We start from the raw sequence: 12,829 nt of genomic DNA, 5'->3' as shown, positions 1-12,829 counted from the left end.
TCATCTCACGATGAGCTACGACAGCCGCCCCGGGGAGACCGACCAAGCCGGCCCCCACCCTGAGGAAAAGGCCAGCGAGCCCCCGCCGAGGCGGTCGCCTACGTGCCAGATCCGCCCTGCGTCCCACCGTGAGCGAATGGCCAGTGGCCCGCCGCCAAGGCTCAGCTCAGCCACTTCAAGCGCCCAGCTTTTACGGGCGGCGTTCGTCTGCATGTCAAGTTCCGTCTGGCGGCCCATCGTGGGGAAGGGCTGGTTGGGCGCGCCGTGGCTCAGTTCAGCTACTTCAAGCGCCCAGCTTTTGCGGGTGGCGTTCGTCTGCATGTCAGTTCCGCTGGCGGCCCATCGTGAGGGAAAGGCTGGTGGCGCGCCACTAAGGCTCAGCTCACCCACTCCACGACGGCCATCTCTACCCGCGCTGGTCGCTCGGCCGTGTCTGCCGCGCTCCTGCGAACCGGCTCGCTGACGGCAATCGTCTGTCGAGCCCGATGCCGCCCGGCTGTTATTACAGCTCGGTTCGGCGGGCGGCGTCCGTGTTTCTCACTGGGCGACTGCTGTCGCGGCGGTCGTGTGTTCGGGCCGTCGTCGTTGTCGACGGCGGTCGCCGGCTGAAGCCGCTTTCGCCGAGTAGCTGCCGTGGCGTGATTTCGCCCGCGGTGGCAGCCAGCCGCTGCCCGCAGGGCAGCCGGCGCCCCAGCCGATCGCTTTGACCTCGACCACCCAGAAGCGCAACCGGCGCGGTGCGAACGCGAGACCCACCACAAAGGTCCGCCCGAGTGACAGACCCGCCCAGCTTCGTCCCCAACGCGGCAGCCAGACCACAAACCCGCACGGACCGACCCAGCCCAGCCATGCAACCAGAGAAGCACCAACCACAACCAAAGCCGCAGCCGAAACCCCGGCAAGGCCGGGGACGAGGGCGATCACGCAAAGCATAGAGACGGTTTCAAAGCTTGCGTGATCGCCCTCGTCCCCGGCCGTCCCACCGCAAGAAAGCCAAACGATGGCTCTAGCGCCAATGGGTTGGCTGTGCAAACCTATTGGCGAAGCCGTAAGAAGAGGGAGAAGAGTCGTGAACCGTCGTCAACTATTGACCACAACGCTCGCCGCAGCAGCAGCCGTGCCCCTGGCCGGCCCAGCATCGGCAGCGCTCGGAAGGACCAGGCTGACCCTGCCCCAGCCGACCGGCCCCCACGCCATCGGCAACATCGACCTGCACCTGATCGGCGGCGGCCGCGAACTCATGGCCACCGTCTGGTACCCCGCCGAACGGAGCAACCACCGCCTGGTCCCGTGGATGCCCGACACCTCGTGGCGCGTAGTAATTGACGCCGTCGGCTTTGATGCCGGCGAAGTGGCCGCTCCGCTGACGGCCGCTCGGCTGGGCGCGCCGGTCAAGCCGGGCCGCCGCCCGGTTGTCATCTACTCGCACGGCAACGACAGCGTGCGCTCCGAGACCACGATTGTCGTGCAGGAGCTGGTCAGTCACGGCTACGTCGTGGCCACTGTGGACCACACTGGCGACGGCTACACCCTCTTTCCGGACGGTCGCCTCGGCCTCCCCGACGACGATGACTTCAACCCTTGGCACTCCGCCCACGACATGCGGGTCCTGCTCGACAAGCTCGAACTTCTGGCCAGCGGCGGCAACCCCGATGCCGAACGCCGTCCTCTGCCCGCTGCGCTGGGCAACGCGCTCGACATGGGCAACGTCGGCATGTTCGGGTGGTCGAAGGGCGCCACCTCGGCCGCCTTGGTCATGAACACTGACCGGCGGGTTCGGGCCGGGCTCGGCTTCGACGGGGAGATGCAGTCTCAGCCTCCGGTTGAGGGGCTTTCCCGTCCTTTCATGATTATGAGCGCCGAGTTCCCCCGTGACGTCGAGCCCAGCGTCGAGGAGTTCTGGCGGAAGCTGCGCGGGTGGCGGCTGAACGTCCGGGCTGTCGGGGCGGCCCATGGCTCGTACAACGATCAGCAGTGGTTCGTCCCGGACATCGTGCGGCTGACCGGGTTGGGCGACGACGTGCTGCGGGACTGGTGCGGCACCTTGGATCGCGGGCGTGCTGTGCGCATTCAGCAGGCGTACCCGTTGGCGTTCTTCGATCTGCATCTGCGCCGGCGGCGGCAGCGGCTTCTCGAGGGGCCGAGCCGGGCCTTCCCCGAGGTGCTTTACCTGCCCTGATCGGGCAGCAGGCTGCGGGCGACCTGCAGGTCGGTGATCAGCACGTTGACCCAGCCGCCGCGCAGGGCCGCCTTGATGGCGTTGCTTTTGCGCAGGCCCCCGGCCACGGCGACCCGGCGCGGGATCTTGCGGAGGGTTTCCGCGCCGATGCCGAGGACTCGGTCGTCGAAGGACGATTCGATGTGTTCGCCGGCCGAGTCGAAGAAGCGCATGCACACGTCGCCGACCGCGCCGGCCTTGCGCAGGCCGGGCAGCTCGCTCTCGGCGAACGCGTTCCCGCTTTCCCTCAGAAGCGGGCTGGGTTCGATGCTGCCCACGCCGACCAGGGCCATCGTCAGGTCTTCGCAGGCGCGCAGCACCGGTTCGATGTTGGGGTCGGTGACGAACATCTGCCGCATGTCGCCCGACGCGAGCAGGCCGGGGGCCGGCAGGTAGACCGCCTGGGCCCCGGTCAGCGCGGACAGCCGGCCGGTGATGCGGGTGGCCTGGGTCTGGGCGGTCACGTTGCCGACGCCGCCGAGCATCTGGACGACCTGGTCGGCGACCTGGGTCGGGCGGGGGTGCATGGCTTCGACCGTGGCCAGGATGGTCGAGCTCCACGATGAGACGCCGATACGCTCGCCGCCCATCAGGGTCGTCTCGAGGTAGACGGCCGCGGCGGCGCCGAGCGCGCGCATCACGTGGCTCTCGTCGGCGTGGTCGTCCGTGTCGGCCACGATCACCTCGGTGACGCCGTACGCCTGCTCGATCTGTTCCTCGAGTTCGGCGTACACGCCGCGCGGGGCGATGACCGTGGTCCGCACGATGCCGAGTTCCACCGCCCGTTTGAGCAGGCGGGAGACGCGCGGCTGCGAGATGTGCAGCTGCGCGGCGATCTGCGGCTGCCGCATGCCCCGCTCGTGGTACATGCGGGCCACCTTGGTCAGCAGCCGGATCTGGTCGGTGGCGACCTCGTCCAGGGCGGCTGTGCGCGCCGCCGGGTAGCGCTCTACCACTCCGGTCCTCCCGTGTGTCTCCTGCGCAGGAGAAGATCCTCCTGCGCAGGAGAATATCCATTCAGGCTGGGCCCGTTCGGTCGGAGTGACCGAGCGAACGGCTCTACTTCACCGTGACGATGACCCGCTGGTAGTGCTTGAGGGCCGGGGTGCCGCCGTCGGTCACCTCGAAGACGAGGTGAATCGTCTGCCCGCGTACGGCGTCGGCCGGCACCGTGAAGGATGCCGTGGCCCCGTCGGACAAGGTCACCGCGCCGGGGTAGGTGTCGGCGTCCGTGTACTGCCACCAGCGGTAGGACAGCTTGTCGCCGTCGGGGTCGGTGCCGCGTCCGTGCAGCTTGACGACCTGGCCGGGCCGGGCTGAAAGGTCAAGTCCCTCGCGTACGGAGGCACGGGGGTTGTGGTTGGCGTCGCGGTAACGCGGTGTCACGCCCCAGTCGGCCCGGGCCGCGAAGTCGTTCTGCAGGTCGGCCACCCAGCGTGTCTGCGGGAAGGCCCGGTCGGCCACGCCGGTGAAGGTGTTGACGTCGGTCGTGTCGATCCAGCCGGTGGCGTTGGGCGCGAACCGGCCGCCCCACCCGCCGTACGTCGGATTCTCGGACGACCGCAGGCCGTTGAAGTCGAACAGGTACATGTAGGCGGGGGAGTCGCCCTCGGAGATGAAGTCGTGCACCGCGTACGCCGTGTTCTCGTCGGGCCGCCAGCGGTTGTTCTCTTCGTCGCCGGGGGTGGGCTTGCCGTCGCGGTAGGTGCGGTACTGCTCGAGGAGCTTCCCGTGGCCGGTGAGGAAGTTCTTTTCCATGTACGGGGCCTTGAGCGCGTACTGATAGTCGGCCGGCACTTGCCGCGTCCACAGGTAGGCGAAGCTCCAGAACTGGCTCTGGTTGTCGATGATCTTGAGGTCGGGCCAGTTCGGTTTGATGTAGCCGTCCAGCGTGGCGTCCTGGTTGAGGATGTTGTAGATGACGACCTTCTGGCTGATCCGGCGTTGCAGTCGCGGCCATGAGGCCGTGCCCTCGTACTGCTCCTGGATCGACTTCAGCGCGCGGGCGGTGGTGTTGAGGCCGCCCCAGGCCTGGACGTAGAGGGGGCCGGGGTCGTCGTCGAGGATCTTTTTCCTGATCCACTCGGAGCCCTCGGTCACCTGGGTCATCTCGCTGACGTTCGAGACGTTGCCGATCTTGTAGAGCGAGCGCAGCTTGGCCGGCGTGGGGTAGCCGTCGGCGTGCTTGCGCAGGTTCGGGTAGAGCTTCGCGTACAGGTCGATGTACTGGTTGACCCAGGCGGTGCCGGTCCAGCGGTACGGCGCCACGGTTCCGCCGTCGCCGGCCCAGTGGTAGCGCGAGCTGGAGTAGACGATGCCGGCCAGGTCGAACTCGTTGGCGTAGTAGAGCAGCCGGATGAACGAGTCCATGTCGTCCACCTCGCCGTCCTGCGTGACGATGATTCTGGGCTTGTCCGACGAGCGGCCGTGGGCTTGGGCGGGGGCGGAGAGTCCGAGGGGGAGGGTCACTGCGAGCGCGGTGGCGAGCAGGCAGCGGCGGAGTCGGCGCATCACATTTCCTTCCAAATCAGGCATGACATGGACAGGCGGAGGTAGCGCTGTGTCGTAGCGGTGAATGGAAATTCAGGAGCGCATCGGTATCGCTTCCGCACCGTAAGCGGGGCGGTAGCGGGCCGTCAAGGATGTCGATGCCGGGCGGGATGCGCGGTTCGAATCATGAACGGAACGACCCGTTGACAACGGCGACATCAACCATTCACAGTGAGGGCATGCCCAATCGCCTATGAATGGATATTCAACATGACGGTGATCACACGCCGACTGCTCGCCGCGGCGACCGCGGCCGCGCTGGCCTCGGCGGTGGCGGCCTGCTCCAAGATTCCCGGCGTCTACGTCTACGAGAAGGACGGATCGACGGCCGCGGCGGCATCGGCGACCGACCCCAAGACGTACGTCGAGAACAACTGGACGCAGAAGATCGTGCCCACCGTGCACGACAACGCCGTCGATGTGACCACGGTGGCCAAGGCCATCGCGGACGACCCCGCGGCGGCCGGCAAGCAGTACGGCAACCAGGCCGGAACGGGTAGCCCGTTCGCCTTCATGGTCAAGGGTTCCGGCAAGGTCACCGACGTGGACACCTCGGTGCCCACCGGCCCGGTCACCGTCGAGGTTCCGTCCCCGGGCGGCAAGCCGGTCAAGGTGACCATCGCGACCGGCCCGGTCATCGCCGGCACGGCCATCCGCGACGCCGTCAAGTTCATCTCGTTCGGCGACTTCACCAACCAGATCGACTACGCCGAGGCCGCCAACCAGATCAACGACAAGGTCAAGACCGACGTGATCGCCAAGGCCGGCGACAAGGCGGCGCTCAAGGGCAGGACGGTCGACTTCTACGGCGCGTTCTCGGCGCTCGCCCCGGGCACGATCTTCCTGGTGCCGACCGAGCTGGCGGTCAAGTAATGAGCGAAATCGTAGAAGCTCATAACATCAGCAAGAACTACGGCGGCGTGCGCGCGTTGAAGGACGTCACGTTCACGGCCTACCGCGGTCAGGTCAACGTGCTGGTGGGCGAGAACGGCGCCGGCAAGTCGACGCTCATGAAGATCCTGAGCGGTTCCGAGCAGCCGACCAGCGGCGAGATCCGGCTCGACGGCGAGGCCGTGCAGCTCGACAGCCCGCGGACGGCCCAGGCCCTGGGGATCGGGATCATCCACCAGGAGCTCAGCCTCTTCCCGAACATGACGATCGCCGAGAACCTGTTCGCCGGCCGCGAGTTGCGCAAAGGTGGCCGTTTCGTCGACGCCGGCGGTCAGCGGCAGCGCGCCCGCGACGTGCTCAAGCGGCTCGGCCAGGACAAGCTCGACCCGGACACGCTGGTCGGCGACCTGCCGATCGGCCAGCAGCAGCTCGTCGAGATCGGCCGGGCCCTGCTCGAGGACGTCCGCGTGCTGATCATGGACGAGCCCACCTCGGCGCTGTCCAACCACGAAGTGGACGTCTTGTTCGAAGTGATGGCCGACCTGCGGAAGCAGGACGTCACCGTCATCTACATCTCGCACAAGCTGGACGAGTTCCGCCGCATCGGCGACTGGGTCACCGTCTTCCGCGACGGCAGCCTGGTCGCCCACGAGTCGATGAGCAAGACCGACACCGGCTGGATCGTGCGTCAGATGGTCGGGCGCGACCCCGACTCCCTGTACGTGCGGAACAGCTCACCGGTGGGCGACGTGCTGCTCGACGTGCGCGGTCTGAGCGTCCCCGGCACGGTCAAGGTCGACGACGTGTCGCTGACCGTGCGCGCGGGCGAGGTCGTCGGCATCTACGGGCTGATGGGCGCCGGCCGCACGGAACTGGTCGAAACGCTCATGGGTATGCGCCAAGCGAGCAGTGGCCAGGTGTCAGTGCGCGGGGTCGAGGAGCCGAAGGGCACTGTCCGGGCCCGCATGGCGGCCGGCCTGGCGCTGGTGCCGGAGGACCGTCAGCGCGACGGGCTCGTGCAGACCATGTCCGTACGGGAAAACATTTTGTTGTCCACTCTTGCGCGAATGACCAGAAGTGGACTGTTGAACGCCGGCGCCGAGCAGCGCACGGCCAAGGACAAGGTCGGCGAGCTGGCCATCAAGATTCCCGGCCTGGGCGCCCTGGTCACCGCGCTCAGCGGCGGCAACCAGCAGAAGGTCGTGCTGGCCCGGGCCCTGCTCACCGAGCCGGTCGTGCTGCTGCTGGACGAGCCCACCCGTGGCATCGACGTCGGCGCCAAGTCGCAGATCGCCGGGCTGATGGCCGACCTGGCCGCGCAGGGCTTCGGGGTGCTGTTCATCAGCAGCGAGCTGGCCGAGGTCATGGCCATGGCCGACCGGGTGCTGGTGATGGCCCGCGGCCGCATCACCGCCGAATTCACCGCCGAGAACGTCACCGAGGAAGCGCTCGTCACCGCTTCCGCATCCGAAAGCGTCCTGGAGGCCCAGTCATGACAGATGCATTCGAAAGCTTCCGGGAGGGCTGGGAATCATGACCGACACCCACGTCGCCGCGCCGGCCCCCACGGCGGCGGCGCCGCCACCGGAGGAGCCGCGCAACACCGCTCTGGCCCGGGCCGCGCTGCTGCTCCTGCGCGGGCGGACGCTGGTCGTGCTGGTGGTGCTGATCATCATCTTCAGCTCGATCTCGTCGGAGTACCTGACGCAGAGCAACCTGATCCTGATGACCAAGCACGTGGCCATCAACGCGATCCTGGCCATCGGCGTCACCTTCGTGATCCTGACCGGCGGCATCGACCTGTCGGTGGGCTCGATCGCGGGCCTGGCCAGCATGGTCGCCGGCGGGTTGCTGTTCAAGGGGCTGAACTTCCCCGGCGGTACGGTGTTCTTCTCGGTCGCCGTGGTCATCCTCATCGGCATCGTGGTCGGGGCGCTGGTCGGCGCGGTCAACGGCCTGCTGATCACGCGGTTCAAGGTGGCGCCGTTCATCGCCACGCTGGGCATGCTCTACGTCGCCCGCGGCGCCGCCCAGCTGCACAGCAACGGCGGCACGTACCCCGATCTGGCCGGCACGGAAGCGCGCGGCAACACCGGGTTCGGGTTCATCGGCGTCGACAGCCTGCTGGGCATCCCGGTCGCCGTCTGGATCATGGTCGTGGTCGCGGCGGCGGCCATCGTGGTCACCACCAAGACCCCGTTCGGCAAGCACATCTTCGCCGTCGGCGGCAACGAGCGGGCGGCCGTGCTGTCCGGCATCCGGGTCAACCGCGTCAAGATCGCCGTGTACGTCATCTCGGGCGCGTGTGCCGCGCTGGCCGGCCTGCTGCTCACGTCGGAGCTGGGCGCCGCCTATCCGGACACTGCCACGACGTACGAGCTGAACGCCATCGCCGCCGCCGTGCTCGGTGGCACCGCGCTGGCCGGTGGCCGCGGCACGATCATCGGCACCGTCATGGGCGCCTTCGTCATCGGCTTCCTCAGCGACGGCCTGGTGCTGGTCGGCGTCTCCACCTTCTGGCAGTCCGTGGTCAAGGGCGCCGTCATCATCTTCGCCGTCATCACCGAGCAGGCCCAGCAGCGCCTGCAGTCGAGCCTCAACCGGCGTACCGCGTAACCCTCTCTCACCCCTGTCGCAAGTGAAGGGAACCACCATGAAATTCGTCCCCTCCCGGAGAGCTCTGCTGGCCGTCGGCGCCGCCTCGGTGCTGGCCTTGTCCGCCTGTGGCGGCGGTGACGACGAGGCATCCTCGTCCGGCGGCGGCGAGTCGGCCCCGGCCGCCTCCAAGCTCGTCGTGATCATCACGCCGTCGCCCGACAACGTCTTCTTCAAGGCCGAACAGGACGCCGCGGCCGCCCAGGCCAAGGGCCTCGGCTACGAGACGCTGGTGCTCAGCCACGACGACGACCCGACCAAGCAGAGCCAGCAGTTCGACACGGCGATCTCGCGCAAGGCGGCCGCGATCATCCTCGACAACGCCGGCGCGGACGCGTCGGTGACCGCGATCCAGCGGGCCAAGGACGCCAACATCCCGACCTTCCTGATCGACCGTGAGATCAACAAGACCGGCGTCGCGGTCGCGCAGATCGTCAGCAACAACGCTCAGGGCGCCGGCCTCGGCGGCCAGGAGTTCGCCAAGCTGATGGGCAACAAGGGCGAGTACGCCGAGCTGACCGGCAAGCCGACCGACACCAACGCCGGCGTCCGCTCGAAGGGCTACCACGGCATCCTCGACCAGTACCCGGACCTGAAGATGGTGGCCCAGCAGAGCGCCAACTGGGATCAGGCCGAGGCGCTGCAGAAGACCCAGACGATCCTGCAGGCCCACCCGAACATCAAGGGCATCATCGCCGGCAACGACACGATGGCCCTGGGCGCGTACGCCGCGGTGCAGGCGGCCAAGAAGGACATCATCGTCGTCGGCTTCGACGGCAGCCCCGACGTCGTCTCGTCGATCCAGAAGAAGGCCATCAAGGCCACCGTCCTGCAGCCCGCCAGCAAGATCGCGCAGATGGCGGTCGACCAGGCCGACGCCTACATCAAGGCCGGCGGCAAGACCGACCAGGCCGAGAAGCAGTCGATCGACTGCGTGCTTGTCAACGCCGACAACGCCGCCACGGTCAAGGACTTCGCCGTCGCCGGCTCCTGACCTTCTTCTTCCGGGGCGGGTCCCCGCCGGCCCGCCCCTCACCACCGTAAAGAAAGGCACACCATGCTGGTCGCCGACCCTGGTACCGCCGCCGACTGGCGCCGGTTCCGGCAGGAGTTCACCGATGCCGGCCCCGAGCGCCGCCGCGAGATGCTGCGCGAGCGGGCCAACCAGTCCCGCACCGCGGACCTGCACATGATCGGCCGGGCCGGCCTGGGACACGTGGGCGGCGACATGTCCGTCCTCGACATCCTCACCACCCTGTTCTTCAGCGTCCTGCGGGTCGACCCCGAGAAGCCGGAATGGGACGACCGGGACCGGTTCGTGCTGAGCAAGGGGCACACCGCCGGCGCCCTGTACGCGACGCTGGCCGCGGCCGGCTTCTTCCCGGAGGCCGAGCTGCAGACGTTTGCCGGCCCGCTGTCGGCGCTCAACGGCCACCCGAACCGGGTCAAGGTGCCCGGCGTCGAGACCAACACCGGGCCGCTCGGCCACGGACTGCCGGTCTCGGTCGGCATGGCGGTCGCGGCCCGGCTCTCCTCGTCGTCGCGGCACGTGTACGTCGTCCTGGGCGACGGGGAGCTGCAGGAGGGCAGCAACTGGGAAGCGGCGATGACCGCCGGGCACCGCCGCCTGTCGAACCTCACCGCCGTCGTCGACCGCAACCGCCTGCAGCAGGGCGCGCGCACCGAGGAGACGAACACGCTCGACCCGCTCGACGACAAGTTCCGCGCCTTCGGCTGGGACGTGCTCGAAGTGGACGGGCACGACCACCTCGCGCTGCACGAGGCGTTCACCGCGCCCCGCGGCGACCGGCCGACCTGCGTCATCGCCAACACAGTCAAGGGAAGAGGCGTCTCCTTCATGGAAGACCGCGTGGAGTGGCACCACAAGGTGCCGTCGGCCGAGCAGATCGTCACCGCGGAAGCGGAGCTGGCCCGATGAGCGCGCCTGTCGCTTCGGCGAGCGAGACGTTCGACTGCCGTGTCGCTTTCGCTCAGGAGTTGAGCGAATTGGCGCGCGAGGATGAGCGAATCGTCGCCGTGTGCAACGACTCGGTCGGATCGAGCAACCTCGTGCAGTTCCAGAAGGAGTTCCCCGACCGGCTGATCAACGTCGGCATCGCCGAGCAGGACATGGTCGGCGTGGGAGCCGGGCTGGCGCTGAGCGGCTACGTGCCGTTCGTGTGCGGGGCCTCGCCGTTCCTCACCGGGCGGGCGCTCGAGCAGATCAAGGCCGACGTCGCGTACAGCCAGTCGCCGGTCGTCCTGTGCGGGATGAGCCCGGGCATGGCGTACGGGGAACTGGGCCCGACCCACCACTCGATCGAGGACCTGTCGTGGCTGCGCGCGATCGCCGGCCTGGACGTGGTCGTGCCGGCCGACCCGGCCGAGACCCGGTCCGCCGTACGGTGGGCGGCCGGCGCCGCGCGGCCGGTGTTCCTACGGGTGGGGCGGTTCAAAGTGCCCGCGGTGACGGGTGACCGGGAGTTCAGCTTCGGCGCGGCGACCACCCTGCGCGACGGCACGGATGTCACGGTGGTGGCGGCCGGAACCATGGTCTCCCGCGCTCTCGAGGCGGCCGAGGAGGCCGCCGAGCAGGGAGTATCCGTGCGAGTGCTGAACATGTCGACGATCGCGCCGCTCGACGAGGACGCGATCCGGCGGGCGATGACCGAGACCCGGGGCATCGTGACCGCCGAGGAGGCCACCACGACCGGCGGCCTGGGCGCGGCGGTGGCGGCCGTCGTCGTCACCGAGCGGGCCCCGGTGCCGATGCGGATGCTCGGCATCCACCGGGAGTTCGCGCCCACCGGCACCACCGCCTTCCTGCTCGAGCACTTCGGGCTGACCGCCGGCGACATCCGGCAGGCGGCGATCGGGCTGGCCCGCGCCGATGCCTGACGACCGCGCGCCGGCGGACGACCGCGCGCCGGTGGATGACCGGTCGCCGGTGGATGACCGGTCGCCGGCCACCGACCGGTCGCACGCCGCCGGCCGCGCGGCCACCGGCCGGTCGTCGGGCGACGCCGGTGGCCAGGCCGGTGGTGGCCGGGCCGGCCGCGCAGCGACCGGCCGGTCGTCGGGCGACGCCGGTGGCCAGGCCGGTGGTGGCCGGGCCGGCGGCGGGGTCTCGGCGCGGGCAGCGGGCGAGCTTGTGCTGGCGATCGATCAGGGCACCAGCTCCACCAAGTGCCTGCTGGTCGATGCCGCGGGCGCGGTGGTCGCGACCGGGTCGGCCCCGGTGCCGATCCGGTACCCGCGGCCGGGCTGGGTCGAGCAGGATGCGGTGGAGATTCTGGACAGCGTGCTCGCCGCGGCCGCTCAGTGCCTGGCCGATGTGCCTCGGGAGCGGGTGCGGGCGGTCGGGTTCAGCACGCAGCGCGAGTCGGCCGTCGTGTGGGACAAGCGGACCGGGCAGCCGGTCGGGCCGGTGCTGGGCTGGCAGGATCAGCGGGCCCAGCCGATCTGTGACGCCCTGCGCGAGAAGGGCCACGGGTCCCGCGTACGGGATATCAGTGGTCTGCCCCTCGACCCGATGTTCAGCGCGGCCAAGCTCCGGTGGCTGCTCGACGAGACGGCGGACGCGGCGGTCGGCACGATCGACTCGTGGCTGCTGTTCGCGCTGACCGGCCGCCACCAGATCGAGTCGGGCAACGCTTCGCGCACCCAGTTGTTCGACGTGCGCGCGGGCGCGTGGAGCCCGGAACTGCTCGACCTGTTCGGCATCCCGTCGACCGCGCTGCCCGAAGTCACGCCGTCGGCCGGCCCGCTCGGGGTGATCGGCTCGCGCGGGGGAGTCCTCGAGGGGCTGCCGATCACCGCGGTGCTGGGCGACTCGCACGCGGCTCTGTACGCGCACGGCGATCGCGTCTCCGGTGGGGTCAAGGTCACCTACGGGACCGGCTCGTCGGTGATGCGGCTGGGCGCCGTGGCCAACGACGGCGTTTGTATGACGGTCGCATGGAATGACGAACTGGCAGCCGAAGGCAACATCCGGTCGTCCGGGTCGACCGTCGCCTGGCTGGCTTCCTTTCTCGATGTTTCCGTGGACCGGATCGGTGAGCTGGCCGCCGGCGCGTCGAGCGACGGCGTGCATCTGGTGCCGGGCTTCGGCGGGCTGGCCGCGCCCTGGTGGGACGACACCGCGGTCGGCCTGATCAGCGGGCTGACGCTGGGCACCCGGCCGGCCCAGCTGGCCCGGGCCGCCGTCGAGTCGATCGCCCACCAGGTGGCGGATGTCGTGGACGCGATGGGAGCGGCCGACGCGCTGCTGGCCGACGGCGGCGCCACCGGGAACGACGTACTCATGCAAATTCAAGCCGACCTCACGGGCGTGCCGGTCCTGCGCGCCCGCACCGCCAACCTGTCCGCCCTCGGCGCCGCTTTCCTCGCCGGGGGCTTCACCCCGCCCATCTCCTACGACGAGTTCCGTCCCCATCCGGGGGACGCCGCCGCGCAGCGCTCCGCCTGGCGCGCGGCCGTCGCCCGGGCCCGCACCCCTCACTTCGGGAGCTGAAC

General features: G+C 69.2%; 10 protein-coding genes. 8 read left to right on the top strand and 2 right to left on the bottom strand.

Annotated elements, in window-relative coordinates; translation table 11 throughout:
* Window positions 1-1,069 precede the first annotated feature (1,069 nt).
* Window positions 1,070-2,179, top strand: coding sequence for an alpha/beta hydrolase family protein (locus tag OWR29_RS46370; RefSeq protein WP_267570093.1), 1,110 nt, complete (start codon window positions 1,070-1,072; stop codon window positions 2,177-2,179).
* Here OWR29_RS46370 and OWR29_RS46365 read toward each other — a convergent pair.
* Both OWR29_RS46365 and OWR29_RS46360 read right to left on the bottom strand, forming a co-directional pair.
* The gene (locus OWR29_RS46365; RefSeq protein ID WP_267570092.1) at window positions 2,167-3,174 is read right to left on the bottom strand and encodes a sugar-binding transcriptional regulator; all 1,008 of its coding nucleotides are present in this window, start codon (window positions 3,172-3,174) and stop codon (window positions 2,167-2,169) included. The two genes, OWR29_RS46370 and OWR29_RS46365, sit on opposite strands and share 13 nt — an antisense overlap.
* 103 nt (window positions 3,175-3,277) lie before the next feature.
* On the bottom strand, window positions 3,278-4,729 hold the full coding sequence (locus OWR29_RS46360; protein ID WP_267570091.1) for a nucleoside hydrolase-like domain-containing protein: 1,452 nt from the start codon (window positions 4,727-4,729) through the stop codon (window positions 3,278-3,280).
* A gap of 249 nt (window positions 4,730-4,978) precedes the next feature.
* Here OWR29_RS46360 and OWR29_RS46355 point away from each other — a divergent pair, with 249 nt between their 5' ends.
* The 7 genes from OWR29_RS46355 (at window position 4,979) to OWR29_RS46325 (ending at window position 12,827) form a co-directional block, all read left to right on the top strand.
* A complete protein-coding gene (locus tag OWR29_RS46355; protein WP_267570090.1) occupies window positions 4,979-5,641 on the top strand; it encodes a DUF2291 family protein in 663 nt (220 codons plus the stop codon).
* Entirely contained in the window at window positions 5,641-7,155 is a 1,515-nt protein-coding gene (locus OWR29_RS46350) for a sugar ABC transporter ATP-binding protein (protein ID WP_267570089.1), read from the top strand. The genes OWR29_RS46355 and OWR29_RS46350 overlap by 1 nt, the downstream gene beginning before the upstream one ends.
* 37 nt (window positions 7,156-7,192) lie before the next feature.
* Window positions 7,193-8,275 carry an ABC transporter permease gene (locus OWR29_RS46345; protein WP_267570088.1) on the top strand — a complete coding sequence of 361 codons (1,083 nt, stop codon included), beginning with the start codon at window positions 7,193-7,195 and terminating at the stop codon, window positions 8,273-8,275.
* 37 nt (window positions 8,276-8,312) lie between these two features.
* Entirely contained in the window at window positions 8,313-9,308 is a 996-nt protein-coding gene (locus OWR29_RS46340) for a D-ribose ABC transporter substrate-binding protein (protein ID WP_267570087.1), read from the top strand.
* A gap of 63 nt (window positions 9,309-9,371) precedes the next feature.
* The gene (locus OWR29_RS46335) at window positions 9,372-10,253 is read left to right on the top strand and encodes a transketolase (RefSeq protein ID WP_267570086.1); all 882 of its coding nucleotides are present in this window, start codon (window positions 9,372-9,374) and stop codon (window positions 10,251-10,253) included.
* Entirely contained in the window at window positions 10,250-11,212 is a 963-nt protein-coding gene (locus OWR29_RS46330) for a transketolase family protein (protein WP_267570085.1), read from the top strand. The genes OWR29_RS46335 and OWR29_RS46330 overlap by 4 nt, the downstream gene beginning before the upstream one ends.
* Complete coding sequence (locus tag OWR29_RS46325; protein WP_267570084.1) at window positions 11,205-12,827, top strand: FGGY family carbohydrate kinase; 1,623 nt, start codon at window positions 11,205-11,207, stop codon at window positions 12,825-12,827. The genes OWR29_RS46330 and OWR29_RS46325 overlap by 8 nt, the downstream gene beginning before the upstream one ends.
* Window positions 12,828-12,829: the final 2 nt, after the last annotated feature.

The sequence above is a fragment of the Paractinoplanes pyxinae genome (assembly GCF_026626335.1).
GTDB classification, from domain to species: Bacteria; Actinomycetota; Actinomycetes; order Mycobacteriales; family Micromonosporaceae; genus Actinoplanes; species Actinoplanes pyxinae.
The sequence above is the reverse complement of the archived record's forward strand: the minus strand, read 5'-3'. Positions and strand labels throughout refer to the sequence as shown.

What these genes read in the sequence shown, in the direction of transcription:
- OWR29_RS46340 (WP_267570087.1), top strand. Translation starts at nt 8,313, where the DNA reads ATGAAATTCGTCCCCTCCCGGAGAGCTCTGCTGGCCGTCGGCGCCGCC.
- OWR29_RS46360 (WP_267570091.1), bottom strand. Translation starts at nt 4,729, where the DNA reads ATGCGCCGACTCCGCCGCTGCCTGCTCGCCACCGCGCTCGCAGTGACC.
- OWR29_RS46335 (WP_267570086.1), top strand. Translation starts at nt 9,372, where the DNA reads ATGCTGGTCGCCGACCCTGGTACCGCCGCCGACTGGCGCCGGTTCCGG.
- OWR29_RS46345 (WP_267570088.1), top strand. Translation starts at nt 7,193, where the DNA reads ATGACCGACACCCACGTCGCCGCGCCGGCCCCCACGGCGGCGGCGCCG.
- OWR29_RS46325 (WP_267570084.1), top strand. Translation starts at nt 11,205, where the DNA reads ATGCCTGACGACCGCGCGCCGGCGGACGACCGCGCGCCGGTGGATGAC.
- OWR29_RS46330 (WP_267570085.1), top strand. Translation starts at nt 10,250, where the DNA reads ATGAGCGCGCCTGTCGCTTCGGCGAGCGAGACGTTCGACTGCCGTGTC.
- OWR29_RS46355 (WP_267570090.1), top strand. Translation starts at nt 4,979, where the DNA reads ATGACGGTGATCACACGCCGACTGCTCGCCGCGGCGACCGCGGCCGCG.
- OWR29_RS46350 (WP_267570089.1), top strand. Translation starts at nt 5,641, where the DNA reads ATGAGCGAAATCGTAGAAGCTCATAACATCAGCAAGAACTACGGCGGC.